The sequence below is a fragment of the Advenella sp. S44 genome, from assembly GCF_002810445.1.
In the GTDB taxonomy this organism is placed as follows: domain Bacteria; phylum Pseudomonadota; class Gammaproteobacteria; order Burkholderiales; family Burkholderiaceae_B; genus Advenella.
This window is the reverse complement of sequence record NZ_NEXS01000003.1, coordinates 14481-40184: the sequence shown is the minus strand read 5'-3', so window position 1 is coordinate 40184 and position 25704 is coordinate 14481. Positions and strand designations below refer to the sequence as shown.

The window sequence follows — 25704 nt, the reverse complement described above, 5'->3', positions numbered from 1 at the left end:
AATGCAACCGCATGCCATCGACCATTGTGCGCCTGACGCTGGACATGACCGGTGTGATCCTGATCGCCGCAGGTCTTGGCTTCCTGGGTCTGGGCGCGCAGCCGCCGTTGGCTGAGTGGGGTAGTATGGTATCAGGCTAACGCGGCTATCTGGTGGATTGCCACCACGCCTGGCATCGCAGTTGTCGTTCGGAATATCACAAATGACATCAGAGGCTGCGTAAATCATGACATCCCCAATAGCGACATCAACAGGCCAATTGCGTAATCATAGAATCTGTCCCGAGCTTGTTATCCGTTGGACAGCCGAAATAGTTACTCGCTCGCGTTATTCGGAATACGATGAACCAGCGCTCCCTTTTCCGCGCTTTTATAACGTTTCTCGACGTGAATATCGAATATTTCTGACAGTACGCTTTGCAGGGTCCCGAACGGCCGGCTTTCGGCGTCGGGCTTGCGCATGACCAAGGCGAAGCGAATGACAGGCGCATTGCGCAGTTTCTGAATGCGCACGGGATAGTTCAAATGAATACCAGGCTCAGTCAACTGCACGACAGACACGCCCAGGCCCGCGCTCACCATTGCAAGAATCGCCCGGACCCCGTCAAACTCGACGCTTGCCGGCTGCACCGTCGAACCAATATGGTGATTGACATAACGGGTGGCCAATCGGCCCGCGATCGTACGTCGGTCATATCGTATCCAATCATAGCGCTGAAACAGCTTGGTCAGGCGCTGCTCTGATTCGTCAGGTGGCACCACCAGCGCCAGCTCCTGAGCCTGTAGAAAATGCCAGTGCAGGCGTGAGGAACCGCCAGACTCAGGTTGAGCAACAACGGCTGCATCCAGCTCTCCGGCCTTCACCGCGTGTGTTAGCTCAGCACTCTTTCCACGCTGAATCTGCAAATGCAACGCCGGATATCGGCTACGCATAATGCGAGTCAGATCTGGCAAAAGCAAGGGTTGCATGGACTCGATGATACCAAGTCGCACATGCCCTTCCACCACATAAGTGCGATCACGCTTGAGCAGTTCCAGTTGTTCCAGGGCTTTTTGCATCACTGCAGACATTTCAAATGCAATCGGCAAAGGCTTGACCTCCAACCCGGATCTGTCGAACAGCTGTTGTCCCATATACTGCTCCAACTGCTTCATCTGAATACTCACAGCACTGGGGGTGAGGTGCAAAATGCGAGCCGCCCCTGCCAGCGTCCCGGAACGCAGCACCGCAGCCAGCGAAGTAAAAGTCTCCATCTTCATAAATTTTTTTTAATTAGTGCTTAACGAAAACTCGATTGTATCTTAATAGGCCATGACTTATTCTTGTATACATCCCCTTGATTTTATTTACGATGGAGACAATACATCATGAATTCCGAATTGCCTCGTGCATGGACAGCCCAGGATATGGTCGATGACCAAAGCTGGGTCCAGCACTTAGATGCCGATGCCATTGCTGGCTTTGAGCAGGCTTTGACACACGTAAAGAACGTGAACAAGCCCATGCTCGACATGACCGAAAATGATTTCCCTCTTAATGAGGCGGCGAAAAAAGCCCTGCGATCAGCCTTCGGGGCAACGCAAGGGCGCTGGGGCGTGTGCCTGCTTAAGGGATTTCCGGTGCACAATTGGTCCGAAGACGACGCGCGTCTGGTCTACTGGGGCATTGGTTTGCACGTCGGTGTAGCGCGGACCCAAAACCGGGCCAGTGATGTCATGACTTCAGTACGAGACGTTGGAGCAAGCTATAAGACAAAAAACGGCCGCGGCTATAACACGAATGCGAAGCTGGATTTTCACGCCGATTCGGCTGACGTTGTTGCCCTGTTGACGCTGCGCACAGCCAAGAGCGGCGGCGAAAGCAAAATCACAAGTTCGATCGCCGTTATCGAGGAAATCGAGCGGTGCCGCCCCGAATTGCTTGAGGTACTGCGTGCCCCTATCCACCATAGCTATCAGGGAACTCAAGCGCCTGATCAGCCGCCATATTATCAATGCCCTATTCTGGGCAGCCAACCCACCCATTTCGCGTTGCGTGCCAACCGCAAGAACACTGTCGCGGCAGAGCGAGACTTCCCTGAGCTACCACGCCTGACCGAACAGCAAAATCAGGCGCTGGACTTGCTGGACCAATTGCTGGCTGATCCGCGCTTTTGCTATTCCATGTGGCTGGAACCTGGTGATCTTCAACTGCTCAACAACTACGTGATATTGCACTCACGCACTGAATTTGAAGATTACGAGGAATTTCATCTCAAACGTCATTTATTGCGTTTGTGGCTGGCCATTCCCGGCTCCCAGCCGCTACCTGAAGAATGGCGGGATTACTTTGGCGACGTGCGTGCAGGATCAGTACGGGGCGGCGTGCGTGGACAAGGTATTTCAGATGAATTTCTGGCCTACGAACAACGCCAGGCCGACCACATGGGCATGCCCCTGAACATCAATCAAAACCTTCAGACCTCAAACAACAGGAAATCGGCGTGACTCATCCGACGTTGAAACAACGACTCCAGCAAAATCGTGCCATCCTTGCCCCGGGCGTTTACGATTCGCTGACCGCCCTGATTGCCGAACAGGCAGGTTTTGACGCGCTTTATCTGTCAGGTGGTGCTGTCTCCTACACCCGCTTCGGTCGGTCCGATGTGGGTTTGACCACCGCCTATGAAGCTGTGGAGGCGCTGGCACAGATCACAGACAGGGTTCAGACGCCTGTGATTGTGGATGGAGACACTGGCTTTGGCAATGCCCTCAACACGCAGCGGACTGTACGCAGCTTTGAACGTGCTGGCGCAGCCATGATCCAGCTAGAAGACCAGTCATTTCCCAAGCGTTGCGGCCACTTGGCCAATAAATCGCTAGTTGCAACGGCTGAAATGTGCGGCAAGCTCAAAGCGGCGCTCGATGCACGTCGCAGCGAAGAAACGCTTATTCTGGCACGCACGGATGCACTGGCGGTTGAAGGCTTCGAAGCGGCTCTGGACCGCGCCGAACGTTACCTGGAATGCGGCGTGGACGCCCTTTTTGTGGAAGCCGTACGTTCGCCAGAACAAATGCACACGGTTTGTCGCCGCTTCGCCGACCGCGTACCGCTACTGGCCAATATGGTTGAAGGCGGCAAAACGCCGATTCTAAGCGTCAGCGAACTCGAAAAATACGGCTACCGCATTGTCATTTTTCCTGGCGGCACGGCAAGGTTTGTCAGCAGTCGCCTGCAGACGTACTTTACCAGCCTCAAAACCCACGGCACCACCGAGCCCATGTGGGATCAAATGAACGACTTTAACCAACTCAATGAACTCATCGGCACGCCCGAACTGATTGCATTGGGCCAGCAGTACGAACAGGGCTAGCCATGCCCCGGGGGAAGGAGATAACACAATGACCACTTTAAAATTGAAAAAAAATCTGCTGGGCCTGGCCACCGGCCTTTCGCTGATCGCAGCACCTTGTAGTTTTGCGGCCTCTTGGCCGCAGCAACCCATCCGCCTTGTCGTCCCGTTTCCTGCAGGTGGCAATATAGATGCCACGGCCCGCATTATCGCCAAGGGACTGGCTGAACAGATGAAGGCCACTGTTGTGGTCGAAAACAAAGCGGGTGCAGCCGGTTTAGTGGGCGCGCAAAGTGTCATGCGAGCCAAGCCCGACGGCTACACTGCCCTGCTTGCCTCTACGGGTTCACTGGCTGCCATGCGGGCGCTAGACCCAAAGGTGCCCTTGGATCCAGCCAAAGACTTTGTTTCGGCCGGCCCGATTTCAATCGCTCCGATGCTCTTGATTGTCAATAAGGATTTGCCTGCCAGAACCTTGCCTGAGTTTCTGAAATACGCGCATAGCAGACCTGGAGAACTCACGATGGGCTCTGCCGGTACCGGCACCTCCAACCATCTGGCAGGGGAAATGTTTCAAAATCTGAGTAAAACAAAATTCCTGCATGTGCCCTATAAAGGCAGTGGCCCGGCCATGACCGACCTGATTGGCGGGCAGATTGACTTAATCTTCGACCAGATGGCGTCCTCATTACCTCAAGTGAAAGCCGGCAAAGTTCGCGCACTGGCTGTTACCACAAACGAAAAATCGGAACTCATGCCCGAACTGCCTACCATAGCCAGTGCAGGATTGAAGGATTATGAAGCAAGCACGACGACCGGCATTCTCTTTCCTGCTGGCACTGCACCGAACGTCACGAAACAAGTGAATGATGCCTTGCGCACGATCCTTCAAAACCAGTCCATTCGCACACAGCTTCAACAGTTAGGCACCGAAGCAAGACCCGGAACGCAGGACGACTTTCAACACATTCTGCAAAACGAAACAGACAAATGGACCGGCATCGTAAACGCGGCCGGCATTACCACGAACGCACACCCGTAACAGAGGACGACATGACCTACCCAACATGCCTGGCACCCCTTACCAACGCCACTCGGCCAACAGTGGTGCTGCCCGCAGGCGCTACCGACTGCCATTGCCATGTTTACATGCAACCCGAGCGATATCCGCTGGCGGAACCGCGCAGCTACACGCCGGCTTGCGCTACCCTGGACGCCTATCTGGACGTATGCAACCAACTGGGCCTGCGACGAACAGTGCAAGTGAGCGCCAGTGTATACGGCTTTGACAACAGTCTGACCACAGACGTCATACGGCACCTGGGCCAGGACCGGGCCCGCGGTGTTGCGGGCGTCTCTTCAGATATCGACGTAAAAGCATTGGGCCAGCTGCATGAAGATGGCTTCCGGGGGCTGCGGCTCTCAACCTACCTGAAAGGGTACGGAGGAATGCAGGCCATGCAATTGCTAGCTCCCAAACTCAAGCCGCTGGGCTGGCACCTGCAGATACATTTGACGCACATAGCAGAATTGCCTGCACTCAAGAACGAACTGCTTGCTTTGCCCGTACCACTGGTTTTTGATCACATGGGTAGCGTGCGCGGAGACGAAGACCTCCACAGCCCAGGGTTCAGGACATTATTGCAGTTGTTGACCGAACGCGAGGACTGCTGGGTCAAAATTTCCAGTTGGTACCGTCGCTCCTCACTGAAAGATGGCAGCGGAAACGATATGCGCCCATTCGCCGAGAAACTGGTCGCTACTCGCCCCGACCGAATATTGTTTGGCACCAATTGGCCGCACCCTAATCTCTTCAGAGGCGACCTCATGCCAGACGACGGTTTACTTCTGAATCGTTTCTGTGAATGGATTCCCGACAGCACAATACAAAAAGGCATATTCGTAGACAATCCTGCCGAACTCTATGGCTTTGATGCCGTGTAGAAAAGCGATACCCAGGCCCGACGCAGATTGTCAGGCTCGGGTCATGCATCAAAGCGTCACATTCGCCTGCTTTACAACTTCTGCCCAGCGCATAATTTCAGATTGAATAAACTTTTCAAAATCTTCAGATGTGCCGCCCACCGGCGCACTGCCTTCGATTTCGATCTGCTTGATCAGCTTGGGCTCTTTCAGAATTTCGTTAATTTCACGATTAAGCTTCTCTACGACTGCTGGTGGCGTGTCCTTACGCACCATCAAACCGTTCCAGGAACTGACCAGAAAGTCCTTCACGCCGGATTCAACCAAAGTTGGTGTAGCGGGCAGCAAAGCAGAACGCCTGTCGCTTGCAATCGCAATGGGACGCAGAGCGCCAGCCTGAATTTGGCTGATCGCACCCGGAATGGTCATGAAAGACATGTCAATAAAACCGCCCATCAGATCATTAAGAACCGGCCCCGCCCCTTTATAGGGAACATGACGAATGTCGATATTCGTTTTCATTCTGAACAGCTCGCCGGCCAAGTGCGGTGATCCTCCCACTCCGGTCGAACCAAAGGTCATTTCGTTCGGTTTTTCTCGAGCCTTTTTGACAATATCATCCACTGTTTTAATCGGCGATTTGGCATTAACGACCAGCACACTTGGTGCGGCAGAAAACTCGATAACGGGCTTGAAGTCACGCAAGGTATCATATTTCAGGTTTTTATAAACCGACATATTGGTCGCGTGTGCAATTGTCCCCAATAGGATGGTATAGCCGTCCGCCTTTTCGCGTAGCACCGCTTCTGTGGCAATATTGCCGCCAGCACCGGGGCGATTTTCCACGACAACAGGCTGACCCAGACGTCGCTGCAAATCTGCCGCCACCAACCGTGACACAATGTCGCTCGCTCCACCAGGTGGATAGCCCACGACAAATTTGATGGGGTGTGTCGGGTAGCTGTCGGCTGCAGACTCAGCAGCTCCGGCAGCAAAATTGGACAGAACGGCCAACCCGGCGAGCGTCAGTTTTATCAATATTTTGTGCATTATCTTGCCTTAAATGGAAAACCAATATAAACCACGGAAAGCTAAGGCACAATTTACGTTTTATTGATAAGCAATTAAATTATTTTTATGTAGAACATGTAAACGTGCGCTTGTCCAAGTTCCGCAACGCTTTATCAGCCCGCACCATTCATGACAATCGCACTGTTGCCGACCAGGGCGTAATTGTAGCCATGGTCTGACCAGTAGCGGGCGAGCAGCGACCCATCTTGTCTTTGCCCTTCGGGAAGCAACTTGTTTCCGGGGCCAGGGGGCCGGATATAGAATCCGGTCTGCTGTCCGGCGTCATTTTTATATATGACGACAGCCGCAGGCCCCTCCTCTGTTACTAACATACGAGCGGAAACAGGGTAAAAGCCCTTGGCCGTCAAATCAGGCAGGCGTTGCGCATTTGAAAAATTAGTAGTCACCCATTGCTGCAAATCCGTCTCTGTCGCGAGCGCATCGGCGCGCAAAGCCGGATTGCCCGCAAAGACACGGTATGCAGCAATGGCATCCTGCATGGGCAGCGGGCGAGCGGCCAGGCTCAATTGCGAAGCCGTCGGCACGGGACGCAGTTGCCAGCCCGACAGCCCCCCGATACAAAGAGCGACGAAAACGCTGGCCGCCAGTTTCCAGCGCATGTTTGTGCGTTGTTTTAAGCGCATGCGGATAGCTGCCGGGTCCAGTGCAGGATTCAATGGGGGATCGGCTGATGGCCATGCCGCCTGTAATTGCGCTGCGTCCTTGCGCCAGGCGTCCAGTTTACGCGCCTCTTGCGGGTGAGTGGCAAGATATAGGTTCATCGTTTTTTGCTGTTCTGCGTTCAATCGCCCATCCACATAGGCGTGGCGCATCATGTCGTCAATGTGTATATCTTCATTCATTTCAATATCCTCAGATGAGCTCTGGATTCGCCGTCACAGGCGTCGCGCAACGCGCCTCGCGCCCTTGACAGACGGGACATGATGGTGCCCAGTGGCACATCAAACATATCGGCTACCGCCTTGTAGCTGAGCCCATCCACGCTGACCAGCCATAACAGGATCCGCTGCGCTTCCGGCAACTGTTCGAAAGCATGCAGCGACGCTCGGGCCTGCACATGGCGCTCGGTCGACGGCGCATCATCGGCTTTGCGGAACCATTCCAACAAACGTGCGTAGCGTTTGGCGTGGCGTTTGCTATCAATGAACTGTCGATACAAAATGGAAAACAGCCAGGCGCGCAAATCCCCGTCTGGCCTGCGCGTATGCTGGTATCTGAGGGCACGCTCTATGCTTGCCTGCACCAGATCGTCCGCTGTGCTCGGGTCTTTGCTCAGCCACAGCGCAAAGCGGTAAAGCCGCGGCAACATTTCACGCAGCGTCGCATCGGACATGTCATCGGCGACATCACCGTTGCATTCGATGTCCGGCATCAGCGGTAAATCCTCTGAGCTGGGAGCATATTCCCTGTCCTTTTGATTGAAAATTCGTTGCTTGTTCATATTCTGCCCAGGTGATTGCAAACAATGCAAGGCTTCCGTATGACGCTTGTGGTTCGATATTATTCCATTTTGGAATAAAAAATATATGCAGCCGTCTATACCCACATGTGCAACAGGCCGCCAGGCCAGGGAAGTACGATGCTGGAACACAAAGAAACCCGCCCGCCCGGATTGACTGCCGGACAAAAACTCATACGATTTACCGTCATCGGCGTTGCCGTGATTGGCCTTGGCGCCGTCTTTGGCTATACAGGCGGTTGGCTCGCCCCGCAACGCCTGACTGCCGATCGCATTGCCAATACATTCGAACCCGGTGACAAGACCCACCCGGGCTTTCGTCGCAATCACGCAAAAGGCATTTGCGTGACGGGGCACTTTGAAAGCAGTGGCGCGGCGCAGGCGCTATCGAGCGCGCCGATGTTCTCACCTGGCTCGACCACCCCACTGGTCGGACGTTTGGCACTGCCAGGACCCAATCCCTATGCTCCCGACTCCAGTGTGCCTATCCGCAGCTTCGCATTGCGTTTCACCATGCCCGACGGTCAGCAGTGGCGCACCGCCATGAATAGCATGCCGGTTTTTCCTGTTGCGACACCGCAAAGCTTTTATGAACAACAGCTCGCGGGTGCGCCCGATCCAGAAACCGGCAAACCGAACCCAGCCAGAATCAATGCCTTTTTTGCCTCTCATCCTGAAACAGCCAATTTCCGGGAGTGGATCAAGACAGCACGCCCATCGGCCAGTTTTGCCACTGAAGCCTACTACAGCCTAAATGCATTTGTGTTTATCAATAGTGAAGGTGCCAGGCAGAACGTGCGCTGGCGCGTGGTGCCCGTGGGCAAACCCGTCGCGGTCGACGCCTCGCCAGAGCATGACCAAAACTATCTGGATAAGGATCTGAATCAGCGGTTGTCAGCGGGACCATTGCGCTGGCGATTGATTGTGACGATTGCCGATCCCGGCGATCCGAGCAATGACGCCACGAAACCGTGGCCAGACTCACGCCGGCAGGTGGAGGCAGGCACGATCGTGATCGAAAAAAGCCAGGCCCAGGATCACGGTCCTTGCCGCGACATCAACTTTGATCCTACCGTCCTGCCAAAAGGGATGACAATCTCGGACGACCCCTTGCTGCCCGCCCGATCCGCCGTTTATGCCGTCTCGGTCGACCGGCGAACCCGTGAGGGCCTGAGCCGCCCCTCTCCATCCTCTTCTGCCGCCACATCGGAGCATTCAAAATGAATCAGTCTGTTGATCAAACCCAGGGAACGAGTTTCAGTCTGCCCGCCAGAGTGCTGCATTGGTTGATGGCCGCTGGGATCCTGGCAATGCTGTTTATCGGGGTAGGTATGGTCGCCTCGGTTTCCGAGCAACACAACTGGCTGTTGGCCATTCATAAACCATTGGGTGCCGTGCTTTTGTTGCTCGTGTGCTTACGGCTTATTGTGCGCCTGGTCAAAGGCACCCCACCGTTGCCGGCTGATATTCCTGCGTGGCAAAAACGAGCCGCGCTTGCCTCGCATTGGCTGCTTTACCTGCTCATGTTTGCCATGCCGCTCATCGGCTGGGCAATGGTTTCGGCCAGCGGCACGCCCATCACCCTGATCGGTGTCTGGACTGTCCCGGCCATTGCACCAGAAAACGCAGACGTTTTTGCAATGTTGCGCACAGCCCATCGCTATCTGGCCTATTTATTGTTTGCAACGGTGTTACTGCACCTGGCGGCGGGGCTATTTCATGGGTTGATCAGGCGCGACGGCGTGTTGGGGTCGATAATCAGCAATCGTGCCTGACATGCTATTTTTTCAATCGGAACGCGACCACCGAATCGCCCTGCTGGGTGCCTAGCGAACCGTGGCCGCCGGCTGCGATAATCACGTACTGCTTGTTATCGGCCCCCATGTAGGTGGAAGGCGTGGCCTGTGCGCCGGCCGGCAGTTCTGTTTCCCAAAGCAGCTCACCGGTATTGATGTCATACGCTCGGAAGAAATTATCTGCCGTTGCCCCATGGAACACCAGATCGCCTGCGGTCGTGAGCGGACCGCCGTGCGCCACCATGCCCATTGGGAAACCAATGGGGAAACGCATGGGCAGAAAGCTGGTCTGCAGGTTCTTGGTATTGCCCACGCGACGCATCCAGACGGTTTTTCCGGTGGTCAGATCAACACCGACCATACGACCCCACGGCGGCGCAATGCATGGAACGCCCAGGCTGGAAGAAAACTGCCCGATTTGGGTTGCATACGTGCCTTCAAAATTCTCGTTCCAGTATGGGCTATCCTCCGGGGTGAACAGCCGCTCGTCCGCTGTCTCGGGTGTGCGCTTGATGAGATTATATTTGTATGCCAGACGGACCGGCGCCCCGATCAGGATTTGACGCTCGGGATCAATGGCAACCGACCCCCAGTTGAATGTGCCGATATTGCCCGGGAAGATCAAGGAGCCTGTTTCAGTTGGTGGCGTCCAGGGGTTGCCATCATAGCGTAATGAGTTGAATTCGATGCGACATGCCATCTGATCGAATGGCGTCATGCCCCACATGGATTTTTCGGTCAGCGGCTCGGGTATAAAGTTCAATGCAGAGACCGGCTGCGTCGGCGCATAGGTTTCGCCTGTTAGCCCCTGCGTCGAGACATCTGTCTGTGTGACTGGATACACTGCCTCGCCGGTCAACCTGTTGAGCACAAACAGGTTTCCGACTTTGGTGGGCACGACGACCACGGGCTCTTTTTGTCCCTGGTAATCGATATCCAACAGCGAAGGCTGGGACGGAAGATCACGGTCCCATAAATCGTTCGCCGCAGATTGGAAGTGCCATTTGAGTGCGCCGGTTTTCAGGTCCAGGGCAACCAGCGAATCGCGGAACTTCTCGGTATTGCTGTTCGGGTCACGCTTGTCGCCCAACAGGTCCGGAGACGCGTTGCCAAATGGCACATAGACCAGGCCATTTTTCACATCAGCGCTCAGCGTTGCCCAGGCGACAGGCGTGTCCTGCGGATAGGTCTGTCCTTCGGCAATCGGTTGCGTGTTGTCCGGGTCAGCCGGGTCAAAGTTCCATACCAGACGACCATCGGTCACGTCATAGGCGCGAATGACGCCCGAAGGATTACCCTCGTCATAACCGTTATCCATGACCGAGCCGCCGACAATAACCAGATCGCCGGCCACCAGAGGCGCGGACGTCTGCATGTATGCATGAGGACGAACTTCGCCCAAATTCGCGTGCAGGTCCACTACGCCACCCTGGCCGAAGTCTTCGCAAAGCTTGCCTGTATCGGCATCCAGCGCGATCAATTTGGCATCTGCCGTCGCGCTCAGGATGCGCTTGCTGCATGCGGCTGCCTGATTCGGCGCGGGCGCGACTGGGGCCGTTGAGTCTGCCGGCGGCGCGTCGACAACGGCGGCAACCTCATTGCCGTCAAAATAGCTCACGCCCCGGCATGTCTGGTGCTGCTGCAAATAGGAGCGATTTTTCTCAGGGACATATTTCCATTTCACCTCGCCCGTTTCCGGATTGAGGGCGTGAATTTCATTATGCGCAGTACACAGATAAACAGTACTGTTCACCTTCAGCGGTGTGGCTTCAAAGGTGTACTCGGTGGCGTCCTCGTCCTGGCGCAGGTCGCCGGTTCGATAGGTCCAGGCCACTTCCAAATCGCCGACATTATCTTTTGTTATCTGTTTAAGTGCGGAAAACCGCAGGCCATTGTTCGTGCCGCCATAAGCTGTCCAGTCATTCTGCGCGACATCAACATCAGCGGCATTGCGATTCGTCGCCAGATTACCTTGCTGCGGATACGGATCGTAGAACATCATACCGATCACGAGAGCGATGGCGAAAATGACTGTGCCGCCCAGGAAAGGATGGAAAGAACGGACATTGCCCGGGTTCTGTCTCTTGAACAAAGGGCGCACTACCCACGGCAATGCGAGCCAGAGCCCGATCAGGCCGATAATATCGCCACGGGGAATCCACTGCCATTTGTCAAAGCCGACTTCGTAAACGATCCATCCCATCACAATCCACATAATGACGGCATAGACAGACAACGCGATAACCCGATTCATGAACAGGAGAATGGCGGTAGCCAAAAGACCAATAGCCAGAATGGCATAGAATGGCGAACCGCCCACCAGCAATAACTTGCCGCCCATGTAAAGCATCGCAAGCCCCACGAGTGCGATAACGAGGCTTGTTAATTTATTAATCATGATTGCTCCTTGCTGCTGGATTCTTTAGATAACAATGAACGTTTAATACGGATAATGCGGTAACAACAGTCTTTGCGCGTAAGTGCCGAGAGATGGTATGAAATTAAATTGCATTTGCATGTGTGAATTTTAGGCGATTATTACGCTCCCGGGCAGGATTCTCGCATACAAGAATAAAGTCCAAGCGAAGACGCTTCAGAGTAATGTCGAAAGTATAGATAAGTTAATTGACAAAAGTCGGCGGCATGGAGTGCCATTCATTTGACCGAACCCGGTTCTCGGCAAACCGACCCAGCGGTCGCTGGATCGGATGCCCAAAAAACGCAAACAAATGTCCGTCGTCGTCTTCGGTCGCATGAGTCCAATTATCAGGCAAAGAACAATTGTGATAACCGAAAAAGTGCCACGGTATACCTTCTGCTCCGATTGCATACGTTCCCAAAGCAACCATCGGACGTTGAACCCTTGGCCTCTTGCGGTGTCTCGCCCTCTTCTATCGTACCCTTCACAAATTGTTTCCCGGCAGAGGGATGACGAAACGCGAGAACCTCCAAGCCATCTTCAGAGGTTCTGACGACGACGGAGCAGGCGTTCTCCATGATGCGATCCTATAACAACGGCTTGCGTTGCAAGCGGCCGTGGGTTCTGGGGACCGTTGCGTGGCCTTTGAATCCGCGCGTCGGCGCACGATGCCGTGCCCTACAGGAATGTCTGCGCAATTTCATCGGCGGTACGCTCCAAATTCGGCATCAATTCCATTAGCTGCTCAAACGTTTTTTCCTCTTCAAATGCCTGCACCGCAACGGCTGCGCAAACCCGGTTTTTTCCCAGCGAGACAGGAACGGCAATTGCATTCATGCCCTCCACATGCTCGTGGCGACTAATACCGTAGCGTCGCCTGCGGGTGCGCGTAAGCTCGGCCTGCAGCTGCTCTGGCTCGGTAATGCTGTGCGCCGTTCGAGCACGCAATGGCAGGGTGTGCAGCAACCGATCACGTCTTTGCTTGGGCAGCAGGCTAAGCAACAGTTTCCCGCTGGCCGAGCAATGCATGGGCACGTGAGAGCCGGGCTTGAGGCCCAGCCGGATGGCTGCCGGGTGCTGCGCGCGGTCCAGGTAAATAATTTCATGACCGCTAATCGCCGTCAGATTGCAATTGAGTTGCACCCGCTCGACCAGCTCGCTCAATAGCGCATGTCGGGCAACAGCCAGGCTGCCCGCGCTCATGAGCACCTTTACCGAAAAATTGCGAATCCTTGCGGAACACTCATACTTCTTGCTGTCCGAGACCTGCACAATCAGCCAGGCCGCTTCAAGCTGCTTGGCAATACGATGCACTGTCTGTTTGGGCAGATTGATCTGCTCCACGATTTCGCTCAATTGCATGGGTCGGCCAGCCATGGCCAAAATTTCCAGCACACGAAACGACCTGATGGCGGCCGCGTTTTCCGTTGCGCTCATTTGCTTGTTTCCTCCTTGTTGCCGGGCCTGCAGCCTCTTCTTTTTCCTCTTCACTATAAATTTTTTGTCCCGAAAATCAACAAAAAGCATTTATTGTGCCCTGCGGCAAATGCGAAATGTCAATTTTCGGGACTTTTGAGCATTGAGCATAACCTATATTCATTGAAATATTACAAATTCGATTTCATCAGTGCAGGGAGCAACAATGGATACCATTCACAGCAGTAGTCCGGAACATGTTACGCAAGCGATCAGGCAACTGGTAGAGCGGGCACGCACCGCCCAGCGCCGATTTTCCACGTTCGACCAGCAGCGCATTGACGAGGCGGTGCTGGCGGTGGGCTGGGCGATCATGGAGCCCGAACGAAACCGGCGCCTGGCCGAACAGGCGGTCAGCGACACCGGGCTGGGTAACGTGCCCGATAAAATCCGCAAGAACCATCGCAAGACATTAGGATTGCTGCGTGATCTGGAAGGCGCCAAGTCGATTGGCGTTATTCATCGCGACACGAACAAGGGCATTACCGAAATCGCCCGCCCGGCGGGCGTGGTTGCCGCTATCACGCCCTCGACCAATCCGGGTGCTACGCCCGCCAACAAAATCATCAATGCAATCAAATGCGGCAACGCCATTATCGTGGCCCCGTCACCCAAGGGTGCAGGCACCAGCAGGCTGTTGCTTGAGTTCATTCACGCAGAATTCGACTTGATCGACGTGCCTCGGGATTTGGTGCAGATGCTACCCGAGCCCATCAGCAAGGCGGCGACCGCGGCGCTGATGCAGGAGGCAGATCTGGTCGTGGCAACCGGCTCGCAGGCCAACGTACGGATGGCGCATACTAGCGGCACACCGGCGTTTGGCGTCGGCGCAGGCAATGTCACCGTGGTCGTGGACGAGTCAGCCGACTTGCAGACGGCGGCCAGCCTGATCCGCCAATCAAAGACGTTTGATAACGCCACAAGCTGCTCTTCAGAGAACAGCGTCATTATCGAAGCGTCGGTATACGACGCCATGCTGGCCGCACTCAGCGATGAAGGCGGCGTCATGCTTGATGCGAACAGTAAGTGCCGACTCCAGGATCTGATGTGGAAGGACGGCAAACTAAGCGCAACGTTCTCTGGAAAAGATGCCGCGCAGATCATGCAAACGGCCAATATCGATAACACGCAAAACGGGACCGAACCGCGCTTTCTTATGGTGCAGGAAGAAGGCTTTGGACAGGGGCATCCGTTTTCCGGCGAGAAGCTGGCGCCCGTGCTGACCGTTTACAAGGCGGATGACTTTGAGCACGCAAAGCGTATCGCCGAGGCTATTTACGGCTACATGGGAGCCGGCCATTCAATCGGGCTGCATACGTCCCGGCCCGAGCGCGCGCAGGACCTGGGCCTGACGCTGCCAGTATCCCGCGTGATCGTGAACCAGGCCCATTGCTTTGCCACCGGCGGCAATTTTGACAACGGCCTGCCTTTTTCGCTGTCGATGGGTTGCGGTACATGGGGCGGCAACAGCTTTTCCGACAACATGAATTATCGCCACTATATGAATATCACACGCGTGGTTCAGACGATAACCGCTCAAGAACCACAGGCTGAGACGATGTTTTCCCACTATCTGGAGAAATTCCATCATGTCTGATACAACGACCATTACCGAACTGCTCGACCACAATGCAGCAAACTGCAGCACCGACCCATACCTGATTGATGCCATCAACGAACAGGCAATGGCCTATGGCGATATCACCACCGAGTGCCGAGTCTTCGCCAGACAACTGGCCGCGCTTGGCATCCAGCGTGGCGATACGGTTTCCGTATTCATGCCCAATGGCGTGAACACCGCAAAAATCATTATTGCCACCATGTATGCGGGTTATGTCGTCAATCCGATCAACCTGCTGTGCCAGGAAAAGCAACTGGCGTACATCCTTGGCCATTCTGATGCAAGAATCGTCTTTACGACAGCGGAACTGGCACCCGTGGTCAACGCCGCGATGGCAGCCAGTGGCGCACAGGCGACAGTCATTGCCACGTCGCCCGAGGCGCCCTCCCTGCCCTCCTTGACGCTGTCGCCTGTACCGTCCAGTACCAACGAGCCTGTACTGGCAAGCATGCCCGCCCTGCTCATGTACACGTCGGGCACGACAGGCGTGCCCAAAGGTGTGGTGCTCACGCACGCAAATCTGCTGGCCAGCGCGCGTGCCATTGCAGCAGAGCACCTGTTGCAAAAATCGGATCGCTGCCTTTGCGTTTTGCCGCTCTATCACATTAATGCACTGGTGGTAAATATATTGACGCCGCTGCTTTCGGGCGCAGCCGTGATTATCGATTGCAAGTTTTCGGCCAGCCAGTTCTGGCCCCGGGTTGAAAAATTCGGCTGCACCTGGATCAATGCCGTTCCCACCATCATCAGCTACCTGATCAACGATGAGAAGCCCTCCACTGTCAATGGCAGCCAGATCCGCTTCTGCCGCTCTGCTTCAGCAGCCCTTGCGCCTTTTCACCATAAGGCTTTTGAAGAAAGATTCGGCATCGGCATCATCGAGACCATGGGAATGACAGAGACGGCAGCGCCCATATTCAGCAACCCCTATGATCCGGCACAGCGCAAGATCGGCAGCATTGGCCGTCCGTCTGGCGTGCAGGCACGGGTCATCGACAAACAGGGTAACGATCTCGGGCCAGGAGAGAAAGGAGAAATTCTGGTCAAGGGCGATAACGTCATGCTGGGCTATTACAAATCGACCGAGCAGACGCAAAAGGCCTTCACCGAGGATGGGTGGCTGCGCACCGGAGATCTGGGATATCGGGATGCCGACGGTTTCTATTTTATTACCGGACGCGTCAAGGAGCTGATTATCAAGGGGGGAGAAAACATTGCACCGCGCGAAATCGATGAAATTTTGCTGGCCCATCCTGACGTGCTGGATGCGGCCGTCGTCGGTATAGACGACAAGCATTACGGTCAGAACATTGCCGCTTATATTGTCAAGCGCATGCCTGCGCGCAACGATGATGAGCTGATCCAGGACATCAATCAATTTTGTCTTAAGGAACTGGGCAGCTACAAATCGCCTGCCGCGTTTCGTTTTGTTACCGAGTTGCCAAGAGGTCCCTCAGGGAAAGTGCAACGCCTGAAATTGCTGGAGCTGTAGATATTGCCGAAATCCAAACCATGATTCAATCATCAAGGAGACAACATGATCAGGAATATAAAAACCAGACATATGATACTGGGCCTGCTTTGTGCAATGTATTTCATTGCTTACGTAGACCGCGTCAACATTGCCGTGGCAGCACCGTTTATCGCGGAAGAATTCAATCTGTCGCCCACCGAGCTCGGTTTCATTTTTTCCGCCTTTGCCTATCCGTATCTGGTCATGCAGATACTGGGCGGCTGGCTGGCCGACCGCTTCGGGCCTAAAAAAATCCTGCTCATTCTGTCGCTGATCTGGGGCCTGGCCACATTGCTGACCGGCTTTATCGGCGGACTTATATCACTTGTGCTCATGCGGGTGCTGCTGGGGGTCGGCGAAGGAGGCGCCTTTCCAACAGCAACACGCGCAATGACATCATGGATGCCCAAATCGTCGCGTGGTTTTGCCCAAGGTATTACTCATAGCTTTTCGCGACTGGGTGGGGCTATTACGCCGCCGATGGTGCTGGCCATCGTCTACTATGCGGGTTGGCGCGAGGCGTTTATCGTACTTGGCGCCATCAGTCTTTTATGGACTCTGGCCTACCTGCTGTTGTTTACGGATACACCTCATCAACACAAAACCATTACGCCGGCAGAACTTGAAGAGATAGGCGAGCCGGCCCGCAAAAACAAGGCTGTAGGCAAAACCCCATGGAAAGACATGATCAGCAAAATGTGGCTGGTCACTTTTGTGGACTTTTGCTACGGCTGGTCGCTGTGGGTGTTTCTGACCTGGCTACCTTCTTACCTGAAGGACGACAGAGGATTCGATCTCAAATCGATGGCGCTATTCACGACGCTGCCGCTTCTGGCTGGTGTCATTGGCGATACGCTTGGCGGCGTCATTTCCGACAAACTGTTTATCCGCACTAAACGACTGCGTTTTGCACGAGTATCGGTTCTTTCGATGGGCCTGTTTCTGGCCTTCGTGTGTATCATGCCGATGATATTTATCAGCGACCCGCTGATTGCCATTGTCCTTATCTCTGCCTGCTTTTTCTTTTTGGAGTTGACCAATCCTGTGCTGTGGAGCCTGCCTATGGACATTGCCGGCAAGTATGCAGGTACTGCGGGCGGAATGATGAATTCCGGATTTGGGCTCGCTGGGGCCATCTCACCGGTGGTTTTCGGTTTTCTAATCCAGACGACGGGAAACTATACCCTGCCGTTTCTAATTTCCGGCGGTTTGCTTCTGGTTGGCGCCATTGCCGCGCTGATGATCGATCCGAACCGGACCGTGAATGACGCGGCACCCAAACCGGTGGACTTTCAGTTCAAGGCCACGCCAACGCCCGCCTTTGCTCTTGGTGCCTCGCCAGCGCCCAAGCGCTGAGTCTGGACACTTCGGGCTGATTGATGCTCTCGGTCAGTCGGGCCAGGTCAGGCCGCTCATAAGCAACCACAACTGGCATTAAAAAATACGGGCCTCGCTTCAACGAGGCCCGTACTTCGTTCCAGCTTCACTACTTGAGCAGCAGATCCGGCAACCATAACGAAAAGGCGGGAATATAGGTAACCCGCCCCAATGCAAGAATCAAGGCGCCATAAAATGCTCAGGGGGTGCGCATCTTAGGGCCGGACGATAAATACTGACAAATCGGCGCAAGACGAAACAATAGCGCATCGCAGCATTCTATAAAATGCCCGTTTATGAGCGCCAGATTGCCAGCACAAGGGTAAACGATAGTTTTTGCCAAAAATGGAATTAGATAAAATTTATTAACCATTTAATCTGACTATTGTTCCATTATTGGAATTAATAATTCTGAAATACGTATTTTTCTATCAATTCGATAAGCCCATAATGAAATCACTGAAACCCGCAGTGTGTCAAAAATGGACACAACCCGCAGATTTCACCCAATTATTTATGGAGTTAACAACATGAAAAACGTATTTGCTTCCCTTGTTCTTGGTGCTGCTTTCATTGGCGGCGCTGCCCACGCTTCCGGCTTTTCCGAAAGCCAGTATCACTTCCCTGAAAATGCAGTCAGCCCCGTGCAGCAAAATCTGATCGTTGAGCAGAGCGATACCAACGACACGTCATATCCTGCCATTCTTGTACGAAGCACTGACAGTCGTGCTAATGTGCAACGCGATCTGGCTGCTTATCGGGCAGAACATCCTGCCGACGAATACCTGGGTGATTAAGTCCGGAACGCCAAGTTCTCCACACTTGGCATAGCGTGACAAAAGGCCATGGTCCCATGTGGATATGGCCTTTTTTGTTGACGTTTTGCGGTTTATTTTACGGTTGAGCAGCCAGCACCGCGTTAATGTCTGCAATCCGATATGCGGCATTTCCCTTCATCACCTGGCTAAACACCTCAATAAACGCCCGGGTAGCGGGTGACAGCAGCCGGCGCCCCGGTGTAACGCACCACACAATCGCTTCAGGCAAATTCCAGCCGGGCAGAACAGGCACCAGCGTGCCATTTTGCACGAACGGCCTTGCCATCGGTTCCGGCAAGCCGCCGATCCCCATACCATTGAGCGCCATGGTGCGCTGTAAGCCCAATGAGTTCGAGCTGAACATGCACGCAGGCGAGCCCTCCCAGAAGTCAGAACCGCGACTCAGGCGCCAGCGTCGGATTTCGCCCATGCTATTCATCAACATCAGGCCTCGGTGCGTTTTCAAATCTGCCGGCTCTGTGGGCGCGCCGTATTTTTGCATATAGGATGGACTGGCATGCAGCGATGTCACGAGTGTGGCCAGACGACGTGCGACCAAGGTATTGTCATCCGGTAAAGACGAAGCCACCCGGATAGCCGCGTCGAAGCGCTCGGTCAGCAAATCCACCCGCCTGGCCGACAAATCCAGCTCCAGCCGTACATTGGGATGCTTTTCCGAAAAAAGGGGCAGAAACTCCGCAAGCGCATGTTCGAAAAAATCGGGAGGAAATGACACACGCAATGTACCCTGGGGCGTCGCCTGGCGGTTCCGGGCAAATGCCATTGTGCATTCTGTTTCATCGACGAGTCGCTTGGCGTGCTCTAGCACTTCGCTGCCAAACTCAGTGATCATGAGCTTGCGCGTGCTGCGCGTGATCAACCGCTCGCCCAGTTCGGTCTCCAGGCCGCTTATGCGGCGCGACAGAGTGGATTTGGGCAGGTCAAGTCGCTCCGCGGCGGCAGAAAAACTGCCCGAATCCATGACCTGGGCAAAAAGAATCAGGTCGTTTGCGTTAATTGCCATGGCAGTTTTGATCGTTCCAAGTCGATAAAAGTGATTGTTGCAAGTTGAGGAAATTGGATATTTCAGTACAGAAATTGGATTGTTCCAGGTAAAGGAAAAAGCGTTCCGAATTTCGGTCTACAGAATCTGTAATATACCCCATACAATAAAAGTATCAGTCATGCAACAGAAGCTGTGGAGCATTCAGCGAAAGTCCATCGTAACGGTATTGCCCATGTGCTTCAAAAGGCGTTCCGATTATATTGAAGGAATCAATAAAATGTTAACACTCAGAAAAAGTGAAGATCGCGGCATTGCCGAACATGGATGGCTAAGCTCGCGCCATTCGTTCTCGTTCGGCGGCTATCATGATCCGGCCCATACTGGCTTTGGCCCGCTGCTTGTCATCAACGAAGACCGAGTGCAGCCCGGGCGCGGATTCGGCAAGCACGGCCATCGCGACATGGAAATTATTTCTTATGTACTGGAGGGCAAACTCGCCCATTCGGACAGTATGGGCAATGGATCGGCCATCGGCTATGGCGACGTGCAGCGCATGAGCGCAGGCACCGGCATCATGCATAGCGAATATAACCAATCTGCCGATGAACCTGTCCATTTTTTGCAAATATGGATCACACCGGACAGAATCGGTATCGCACCAGGCTATGAAGAAAAACATTTCACTGCTGCCGAGAAAAAAGGCCGTCTGCGGCTGATCGCTTCACCCGATGCGGAACACGGCTCAGTACTGATTCATCAGAACGCAAGAATCTACGCTAGCATCCTGGATACAGATCCGACCTTGACCCATGAACTTGCAGACGGGCGTGCCGGCTATGTTCATGTGGCCAAAGGCAGCGTGACTGTCAATGGTCAGCCGTTGCAGGCAGGTGATGCGTTGAAAATCACAGATGAAAAATCCGTGATTCTGGAAAATGGCAGCGCTGCAGAAGTGCTGGTCTTTGACCTTCCTGCGTAACCGTGAATATCTTGTCAGATTTTGGACTGGGCATTGGCGAACGAGGCGCCACGCGCGCGCCGGTGCCCTGCATTATGCTCCATGACAATATGACAGAGGGCACACCGACGAAATAGCGCAGGCCAATATGCCAAGCGACTACGCTCCAGGCCAATATGTCACAAGCTTGTACGGCGAACGATGAAAAAAATGGTAAAGTGAAGCTGCCGTCTTCAGTATCGATGGCTGCTTATTTCAACTGAAATCCATGCCAAGGACCAGACCAGTTTCCATGAACAGCCGAGACCCCCTTTTCGAAAATGAAACTTTGCAGGCGATACTGACCCGCAAAAGCGTACGTGGATTTTTGCCGGATCCTATTTCCAAGGAAGCAATCCGTACCATACTGCATGCAGCAGCACGGGCCCCCAGCGGCAGCAATATTCAGCCATGGAAAATCCATGTGGTCTCGGGCGCCGCCCGCGACGCGTTATCGCAGGACTTGCTTCATGCCCACGATAGTGGTGTGCCGGAGCAACGCGAATACCAGTACTACCCGGTAAAATGGCGCGAACCTTACCTGGCCCGCCGACGTGAAACAGGCTGGTCACTATACAACACGCTAGGCATTACGCGTGAAGACAAGGCCGGCATGAAACGCCAACACGGACGCAATTTCGTATTTTTCGACGCCCCTGTTGTTTTGTTCATTACGCTGGATAACGACTTGGAGACCGGCAGTTGGATGGACACCGGCATGTTCATCCAGAACATCTTGATCGCAGCCAGATCACTCGGACTGCACACCTGTCCTCAGGCTGCCCTGAGTAACTATCCACAGATCATCCGCAGTCACCTGCATATCCCGGACGACCAGATCATTGCTTGCGGTATTTCACTTGGCTATGAAGATACCGGCCACCCCGCCAACCAGTTTCGCACCAGCCGGATTGAGGTTGACGAATTTGCGGTGTTTCACGCCGATGCACAGGAAAACTCGTCATCATGACCGAAGCCACGCACCCGACTGAATCCGCGCTGGCCAATAGTGTACTTCGGACGCTGTTGCCCGTTTTGCAACTGTCCCCCCAGTATGTGCAGGCGCATCTCGAACTGGCGACGGGTAATTATTTGCCCTCGCGTCTGCAGGTCAATGAACTGGCTTGCGGCGCAGTCGCTGCTGCCGCATTGTCCGCAGCTCAGTGGCGCCAGGCCCAGACCGCGAAGGTGGAGCCGGCTCAGGTCTCGGTTGCCTTTCGCAATGACCAGTTGCAAACCATCGACGGCGAGCGAGCTGCCGTCTTCAAGGACCATTCGGGCTTTTTTCAAACAAAGGACGGCTGGGTCAGGCTGCATGGCAACTATCCGCACCACCGTCAGCGCCTTCTGGAGGCGCTGGGCTTGCCCGATAAATGTCCTCGCGAGCAACTGGCCGACACGCTCAGGCAATGGCGAGCCATTGATGTGGAAGACACGGTGACCGCAGCCCAGGGGATTGCCGTCAAAGTTCGCAATGCGCGGCAGTGGCAGCGCTCATCACAGGCCAAAGCAGCCGCCTCGGTGCCGCTGCTATCCATTGATAATATCGCAGCAGTTGCGCCAATCCCGCCGAACGCACCTCACGGACGACCCCGCATTCTGGACCTGACCCGCGTGATTGCCGGGCCGGTTGCTACGCGTACGCTGGCCTATCTGGGCTGCGATGTGCTCCGTATTGACAATCCATCCATGCCTGAGTTACCGGTTCAGCACGTGGATACGGGGGCAGACAAACGCTCGGCGCTACTGGACCTGCGCGATCCTGGCGCCCTTCACATACTGCATGAACTGCTGGCCAGCGCTGATGTCCTTGTTACCGGTTACCGCCCGCAGGCCCTGCGCGCTTTCGGGGTGGACAGCGCCACGCTGGCCCATACCTATCCTCACCTGATCCATGCGACGCTTTCGGCATGGACGTTCGAGGGCCCGTGGGGCGATCGGCGCGGATTCGACAGTATTGTGCAGGCCGCTACCGGTATCGGTATGCTGGAATCGAACGATGGCATCGTACCGGGCGCGTTACCGGCGCAGGCGCTGGATCATGCCACCGGTTATCTGCTGGCAGCGGGAATCCTGCGCGCCCTTAAGTGGCGCAATGAACAAGGCGGCACTTGGCGCGTACAGGCGCATCTGCTGGCCACCGCTCACTGGCTGCTGGCCCGTGGGCCGGCCAGGGATATAGGCCAGCCTCTTACCGATGTGTCGCCGTGGCAGTTCAGCCAGCCCAGCCCCTCGGGAATCGTTATACAATCGCGTCCTGCCTTCACTGTAGACAGCCATGCGAGCTTTTCTCAAGCCGGCGGTCTTTGGGGCAGCGATGATCCGTCCTGGCGGACGGACTAGAACGCCATTGCGGCCTCGTGCCTATTCCACCTCACGACTCTATATTTCATGCAACAACCCACCTCCGGCGCAACGCCACATAACGTGGCTCTGGCCCTGCTCGCCTTGTCCTTCGGCAGCTTTTGTATCGGCACCACCGAATTTGCCAGCATGGGCATATTGCCGCTCATTGTCACCGATCTGCAGGTAAGCATACCTTCAGCAGGCCATGCCATTTCCGCCTACGCCGTCGGCGTGGTGGCCGGCGCCCCATTACTAACCATGGCAGGCGCCCGCCTGCACAGACGACCATTTCTGCTTTTACTGTTTTTCATGTTCATCGTGGGCAATGTACTCTCTGCACTGGCGCCATCCATCGAATGGCTCATTGTGGCACGGTTTCTGACGGGGCTGCCCCATGGCTGCTATTTTGGCGCGGGCGTGGTGGCCGGCGCCCATCTGGTTGGCAAAAGTAAAACCGGCAGAGCCGTATCGCTGATTTTGCTGGGGCTGACCGTAGCCAATATCATCGGCGCGCCTGCCGCCACTTTTGCCGGGCAGGCGCTCGGTTGGCGCAATACCTATTTTCTGGTCGCCCTCTTCGGCCTGCTGGCATTCGGTTGCCTGTGGCGCTGGCTGCCCAAATCTGCTGCACTCAAAGGCAATCCGGTCAGCCAGGAACTGCACGGTCTGAAAACCCCCAAAGCCTGGTTTCTGCTGCTGATCATTGCCATTGGCACCAGCAGCGTTTTTGCCGTCTATACCTATATCGGCCCCATGGTGACCGATGTCGCCCGTTTGCCTGCAGCAATGATACCTGTGGCATTAATGACTTTTGGCGCAGGCATGACCAGCGGCAATCTGCTGGGCGGACATCTGGCCGACAAATATCCACAGCGGGGAATCATTATCGGCTTCTGTTGCGTGTTGATTGTGCTGGCGACGCTGGGCCTGACCGCCAGTTCGTCATGGATGCTACTGATCTGCATGTTCGGCATCGCCTTCAGCTCCATGCTGGTAGTGCCTTCCATGCAGGTTCAGATCATGCTCAGTGCCCCACAGGCGCCGACATTGATGGGTGCATTAACGCATGCCGCTTTCAATGCCGCCAATGCCCTGGGCGCCTGGCTGGGCGGCCTGACCATCACTGCGGGCCTTGGGCTGGTATCACCGGTGTGGGCGGGCCTGTTGATGACTCTGATCGGCCTGGTGATTTTTCTGATGCGAGGCATCATTTTGCGCAAAGACCAGCAACGTGCCTAGCCAATAAATTGCTTACCAGCCGGCTTCATCGGCCAGCGTCTGCACCATTTGCGCTGCCGACATCGGCCGGGCCAGTGCCGCCGCCTGACCGGCCCATTGCGCAGCAAAGTCATAATTGCCCCTGGCGCTGGCGACGGCATTGAGCGCCTTGGCCGCGTCATAAGTCATGGAATAACCCGGCGTTGCCGGACGCGCAGCGGATGGCTCGTCAATATACAGTCGATTGCGCAGGCCCCGCGCTGCGCGGCCCGAGAGCGTGATCGTAACACGGGTGTCATAAGCGCGTTCGCTTTGCAAGGCCTGCCGGTAAGCGTCATTGGCGGCCGACTCAGGGCATAACACAAACGCCGTACCGCATTGCACCCCAGACGCTCCCAGGGCCAGCGCGGCCTTAATCGCATCGCCGTCCATAATGCCACCGGCAGCCACTACGGGCAATGAGGACTGTTTAGCCAGCATATGCACCAGCGCAAACGTCCCAAACTGGGCATCACCGTTTTCCGGATCGAATACGCCACGATGTCCACCGGCTTCATAACCCTGGGCAACCAGCACATCAATACCGGCGGTCTCAATCTGCCGGGCCTCGGCCGGCGTGGTCGCGGTGGCCATCAACACAATACCCGCATTTTTCAGCGCATCAATATACTCTTGGGAGGGCAGCCCAAAATGAAAACTCACCACGGCGGGACGAGTTTCCAGCACCAGTTCCAGCATCTGTGCGTAGCCCGGAAATGGCCGGTAAATATCCCTGAGCTCTGATGGCGGCGTTGCGCCAAACTCGTCAAACATCGGGCGCAGATGATCCAGCCACGCCTGGTTGGCGACAGGATCCGCCACGGTGGGCTGATGACAGAAGAAATTGACGTTGACCGGTTTGCGCGTCAGGCTCTGCACTTCGCGGATCATGCTTGCCGCCTGATCGAGCGAGGCTGACGCCAGCCCCAGTGAGCCGAGAGCGCCGGCTTCTGAAACCGCAGCAGCCAGCGCAGGCGTAGAGACGCCGGCCATAGGAGCCTGAATCAATGGATATGTGGTATTCAATAACTGGATCAGCGACTTGCTCATGACGTTTCCCTTTTGCGTGACGGCGTTGCCCTTGCCGGGACAAAGCCATAAGGGACTGGGCCCGCCGTGCTCCACGATATCCGACATCAGGTTTGCCGGCTCATCATACCAAATCGACAGGTGAAATTTGTCCTTGCCATACCTCGCGTCGTGGTTTTGGGCGTTCCGTCTTACAATTGCCGTGTCAGTGGCCACACTAAACGTATTATCAGATTGACAGGAA

At 55.1% G+C, this 25704-nt stretch carries 23 protein-coding genes; 15 read left to right on the top strand and 8 right to left on the bottom strand.

The window, feature by feature from the left end; all coding sequences use genetic code 11:
* Positions 1 to 11: 11 nt before the first annotated feature.
* Positions 12 to 140: a hypothetical protein gene (locus tag CAP48_RS20535; RefSeq protein WP_255411697.1), complete on the top strand. Its 129-nt coding sequence runs from the start codon at positions 12 to 14 to the stop codon at positions 138 to 140.
* A gap of 174 nt (positions 141 to 314) precedes the next feature.
* Here CAP48_RS20535 and CAP48_RS04125 read toward each other — a convergent pair whose 3' ends face one another.
* Entirely contained in the window at positions 315 to 1259 is a 945-nt protein-coding gene (locus tag CAP48_RS04125) for a LysR family transcriptional regulator (RefSeq protein ID WP_100694775.1), read from the bottom strand.
* 108 nt (positions 1260 to 1367) lie between these two features.
* Between CAP48_RS04125 and CAP48_RS04120 the strand changes: the two genes are divergently transcribed.
* From CAP48_RS04120 to CAP48_RS04105, 4 genes are read left to right on the top strand one after another with little or no spacing between them, the layout of a single operon-like run.
* Positions 1368 to 2486 (top strand): TauD/TfdA family dioxygenase, encoded by a 1119-nt coding sequence (locus CAP48_RS04120; RefSeq protein ID WP_100694774.1) that lies wholly within the window; start codon positions 1368 to 1370, stop codon positions 2484 to 2486.
* A complete protein-coding gene (locus CAP48_RS04115) occupies positions 2483 to 3352 on the top strand; it encodes an oxaloacetate decarboxylase (protein ID WP_100694773.1) in 870 nt (289 codons plus the stop codon). The genes CAP48_RS04120 and CAP48_RS04115 overlap by 4 nt, the downstream gene beginning before the upstream one ends.
* Before the next feature lie 28 nt (positions 3353 to 3380).
* Positions 3381 to 4373 (top strand): tripartite tricarboxylate transporter substrate binding protein, encoded by a 993-nt coding sequence (locus CAP48_RS04110; RefSeq protein WP_100694772.1) that lies wholly within the window; start codon positions 3381 to 3383, stop codon positions 4371 to 4373.
* Positions 4374 to 4384: 11 nt separating this feature from the next.
* A complete protein-coding gene (locus CAP48_RS04105; protein WP_161495196.1) occupies positions 4385 to 5275 on the top strand; it encodes an amidohydrolase family protein in 891 nt (296 codons plus the stop codon).
* Positions 5276 to 5323: 48 nt separating this feature from the next.
* On the opposite strand, the gene CAP48_RS04100 is transcribed toward CAP48_RS04105, so the two are convergent.
* The 3 genes from CAP48_RS04100 to CAP48_RS04090 form a co-directional block, all read right to left on the bottom strand.
* The gene (locus CAP48_RS04100; protein ID WP_100694770.1) at positions 5324 to 6304 is read right to left on the bottom strand and encodes a tripartite tricarboxylate transporter substrate binding protein; all 981 of its coding nucleotides are present in this window, start codon (positions 6302 to 6304) and stop codon (positions 5324 to 5326) included.
* 134 nt (positions 6305 to 6438) lie between these two features.
* Complete coding sequence (locus tag CAP48_RS04095; RefSeq protein WP_100694769.1) at positions 6439 to 7188, bottom strand: anti-sigma factor; 750 nt, start codon at positions 7186 to 7188, stop codon at positions 6439 to 6441.
* A complete protein-coding gene (locus CAP48_RS04090) occupies positions 7185 to 7679 on the bottom strand; it encodes a sigma-70 family RNA polymerase sigma factor (RefSeq protein WP_100696588.1) in 495 nt (164 codons plus the stop codon). Before CAP48_RS04090 ends, CAP48_RS04095 begins: the two co-directional genes overlap by 4 nt.
* 249 nt (positions 7680 to 7928) lie before the next feature.
* Here CAP48_RS04090 and CAP48_RS04085 point away from each other — a divergent pair, with 249 nt between their 5' ends.
* Positions 7929 to 9029, top strand: a complete 1101-nt coding sequence (locus CAP48_RS04085) for a catalase family peroxidase (protein WP_192871311.1) — start codon at positions 7929 to 7931, stop codon at positions 9027 to 9029.
* Positions 9026 to 9580, top strand: a complete 555-nt coding sequence (locus CAP48_RS04080) for a cytochrome b (protein ID WP_100694767.1) — start codon at positions 9026 to 9028, stop codon at positions 9578 to 9580. The genes CAP48_RS04085 and CAP48_RS04080 overlap by 4 nt, the downstream gene beginning before the upstream one ends.
* Positions 9581 to 9584: 4 nt before the next feature.
* Here the strand turns inward: CAP48_RS04080 and CAP48_RS04075 are convergent, their stop codons facing one another.
* Together CAP48_RS04075 and CAP48_RS04065 are read right to left on the bottom strand one after the other, a co-directional pair.
* Positions 9585 to 11999, bottom strand: a complete 2415-nt coding sequence (locus CAP48_RS04075; RefSeq protein WP_100694766.1) for a membrane-bound PQQ-dependent dehydrogenase, glucose/quinate/shikimate family — start codon at positions 11997 to 11999, stop codon at positions 9585 to 9587.
* A gap of 699 nt (positions 12000 to 12698) precedes the next feature.
* Entirely contained in the window at positions 12699 to 13457 is a 759-nt protein-coding gene (locus tag CAP48_RS04065) for an IclR family transcriptional regulator (RefSeq protein ID WP_100694764.1), read from the bottom strand.
* A 190-nt stretch (positions 13458 to 13647) separates the two neighbouring features.
* On the opposite strand from CAP48_RS04065, the gene CAP48_RS04060 reads away from it, so the two are divergent.
* The 4 genes from CAP48_RS04060 to CAP48_RS04045 all read left to right on the top strand — a co-directional run bounded on the left by CAP48_RS04060 (position 13648) and on the right by CAP48_RS04045 (position 18804).
* Positions 13648 to 15093: an aldehyde dehydrogenase family protein gene (locus tag CAP48_RS04060; protein WP_255411696.1), complete on the top strand. Its 1446-nt coding sequence runs from the start codon at positions 13648 to 13650 to the stop codon at positions 15091 to 15093.
* Positions 15086 to 16609 carry an AMP-binding protein gene (locus tag CAP48_RS04055; protein ID WP_100694762.1) on the top strand — a complete coding sequence of 508 codons (1524 nt, stop codon included), beginning with the start codon at positions 15086 to 15088 and terminating at the stop codon, positions 16607 to 16609. Before CAP48_RS04060 ends, CAP48_RS04055 begins: the two co-directional genes overlap by 8 nt.
* Before the next feature lie 45 nt (positions 16610 to 16654).
* Positions 16655 to 17986 carry an MFS transporter gene (locus tag CAP48_RS04050; RefSeq protein ID WP_100694761.1) on the top strand — a complete coding sequence of 444 codons (1332 nt, stop codon included), beginning with the start codon at positions 16655 to 16657 and terminating at the stop codon, positions 17984 to 17986.
* 551 nt (positions 17987 to 18537) lie between these two features.
* Positions 18538 to 18804, top strand: coding sequence for a hypothetical protein (locus CAP48_RS04045; protein ID WP_100694760.1), 267 nt, complete (start codon positions 18538 to 18540; stop codon positions 18802 to 18804).
* 97 nt (positions 18805 to 18901) lie between these two features.
* Here CAP48_RS04045 and CAP48_RS04040 read toward each other — a convergent pair whose 3' ends face one another.
* A complete protein-coding gene (locus CAP48_RS04040) occupies positions 18902 to 19849 on the bottom strand; it encodes a LysR family transcriptional regulator (RefSeq protein WP_100694759.1) in 948 nt (315 codons plus the stop codon).
* Between the two features lie 259 nt (positions 19850 to 20108).
* Between CAP48_RS04040 and CAP48_RS04035 the strand changes: the two genes are divergently transcribed.
* The 4 genes from CAP48_RS04035 to CAP48_RS04020 all read left to right on the top strand — a co-directional run bounded on the left by CAP48_RS04035 (position 20109) and on the right by CAP48_RS04020 (position 24413).
* Positions 20109 to 20810, top strand: a complete 702-nt coding sequence (locus CAP48_RS04035) for a pirin family protein (protein WP_100696586.1) — start codon at positions 20109 to 20111, stop codon at positions 20808 to 20810.
* Between the two features lie 271 nt (positions 20811 to 21081).
* A complete protein-coding gene (locus CAP48_RS04030; RefSeq protein WP_100694758.1) occupies positions 21082 to 21798 on the top strand; it encodes a nitroreductase in 717 nt (238 codons plus the stop codon).
* Positions 21795 to 23171, top strand: a complete 1377-nt coding sequence (locus CAP48_RS04025; RefSeq protein WP_100694757.1) for a CoA transferase — start codon at positions 21795 to 21797, stop codon at positions 23169 to 23171. Before CAP48_RS04030 ends, CAP48_RS04025 begins: the two co-directional genes overlap by 4 nt.
* Before the next feature lie 48 nt (positions 23172 to 23219).
* Complete coding sequence (locus CAP48_RS04020; RefSeq protein ID WP_100694756.1) at positions 23220 to 24413, top strand: MFS transporter; 1194 nt, start codon at positions 23220 to 23222, stop codon at positions 24411 to 24413.
* A 12-nt stretch (positions 24414 to 24425) separates the two neighbouring features.
* On the opposite strand, the gene CAP48_RS04015 is transcribed toward CAP48_RS04020, so the two are convergent.
* Positions 24426 to 25568: an NAD(P)H-dependent flavin oxidoreductase gene (locus CAP48_RS04015; RefSeq protein ID WP_369806322.1), complete on the bottom strand. Its 1143-nt coding sequence runs from the start codon at positions 25566 to 25568 to the stop codon at positions 24426 to 24428.
* Between the last annotated feature and the right edge of the window lie 136 nt (positions 25569 to 25704).

Bases quoted from the DNA above. Each gene is read 5' to 3' on its own strand.
- CAP48_RS20535 (WP_255411697.1), top strand. From the start codon at position 12: ATGCCATCGACCATTGTGCGCCTGACGCTGGACATGACCGGTGTGATC.
- CAP48_RS04125 (WP_100694775.1), bottom strand. From the start codon at position 1,259: ATGAAGATGGAGACTTTTACTTCGCTGGCTGCGGTGCTGCGTTCCGGG.
- CAP48_RS04120 (WP_100694774.1), top strand. From the start codon at position 1,368: ATGAATTCCGAATTGCCTCGTGCATGGACAGCCCAGGATATGGTCGAT.
- CAP48_RS04110 (WP_100694772.1), top strand. From the start codon at position 3,381: ATGACCACTTTAAAATTGAAAAAAAATCTGCTGGGCCTGGCCACCGGC.
- CAP48_RS04105 (WP_161495196.1), top strand. From the start codon at position 4,385: ATGACCTACCCAACATGCCTGGCACCCCTTACCAACGCCACTCGGCCA.
- CAP48_RS04100 (WP_100694770.1), bottom strand. From the start codon at position 6,304: ATGCACAAAATATTGATAAAACTGACGCTCGCCGGGTTGGCCGTTCTG.
- CAP48_RS04095 (WP_100694769.1), bottom strand. From the start codon at position 7,188: ATGAATGAAGATATACACATTGACGACATGATGCGCCACGCCTATGTG.
- CAP48_RS04090 (WP_100696588.1), bottom strand. From the start codon at position 7,679: ATGTCCGATGCGACGCTGCGTGAAATGTTGCCGCGGCTTTACCGCTTT.
- CAP48_RS04080 (WP_100694767.1), top strand. From the start codon at position 9,026: ATGAATCAGTCTGTTGATCAAACCCAGGGAACGAGTTTCAGTCTGCCC.
- CAP48_RS04075 (WP_100694766.1), bottom strand. From the start codon at position 11,999: ATGATTAATAAATTAACAAGCCTCGTTATCGCACTCGTGGGGCTTGCG.
- CAP48_RS04065 (WP_100694764.1), bottom strand. From the start codon at position 13,457: ATGAGCGCAACGGAAAACGCGGCCGCCATCAGGTCGTTTCGTGTGCTG.
- CAP48_RS04055 (WP_100694762.1), top strand. From the start codon at position 15,086: ATGTCTGATACAACGACCATTACCGAACTGCTCGACCACAATGCAGCA.
- CAP48_RS04050 (WP_100694761.1), top strand. From the start codon at position 16,655: ATGATCAGGAATATAAAAACCAGACATATGATACTGGGCCTGCTTTGT.
- CAP48_RS04045 (WP_100694760.1), top strand. From the start codon at position 18,538: ATGAAAAACGTATTTGCTTCCCTTGTTCTTGGTGCTGCTTTCATTGGC.
- CAP48_RS04040 (WP_100694759.1), bottom strand. From the start codon at position 19,849: ATGGCAATTAACGCAAACGACCTGATTCTTTTTGCCCAGGTCATGGAT.
- CAP48_RS04035 (WP_100696586.1), top strand. From the start codon at position 20,109: ATGTTAACACTCAGAAAAAGTGAAGATCGCGGCATTGCCGAACATGGA.
- CAP48_RS04030 (WP_100694758.1), top strand. From the start codon at position 21,082: ATGAACAGCCGAGACCCCCTTTTCGAAAATGAAACTTTGCAGGCGATA.
- CAP48_RS04025 (WP_100694757.1), top strand. From the start codon at position 21,795: ATGACCGAAGCCACGCACCCGACTGAATCCGCGCTGGCCAATAGTGTA.
- CAP48_RS04020 (WP_100694756.1), top strand. From the start codon at position 23,220: ATGCAACAACCCACCTCCGGCGCAACGCCACATAACGTGGCTCTGGCC.
- CAP48_RS04015 (WP_369806322.1), bottom strand. From the start codon at position 25,568: ATGTCGGATATCGTGGAGCACGGCGGGCCCAGTCCCTTATGGCTTTGT.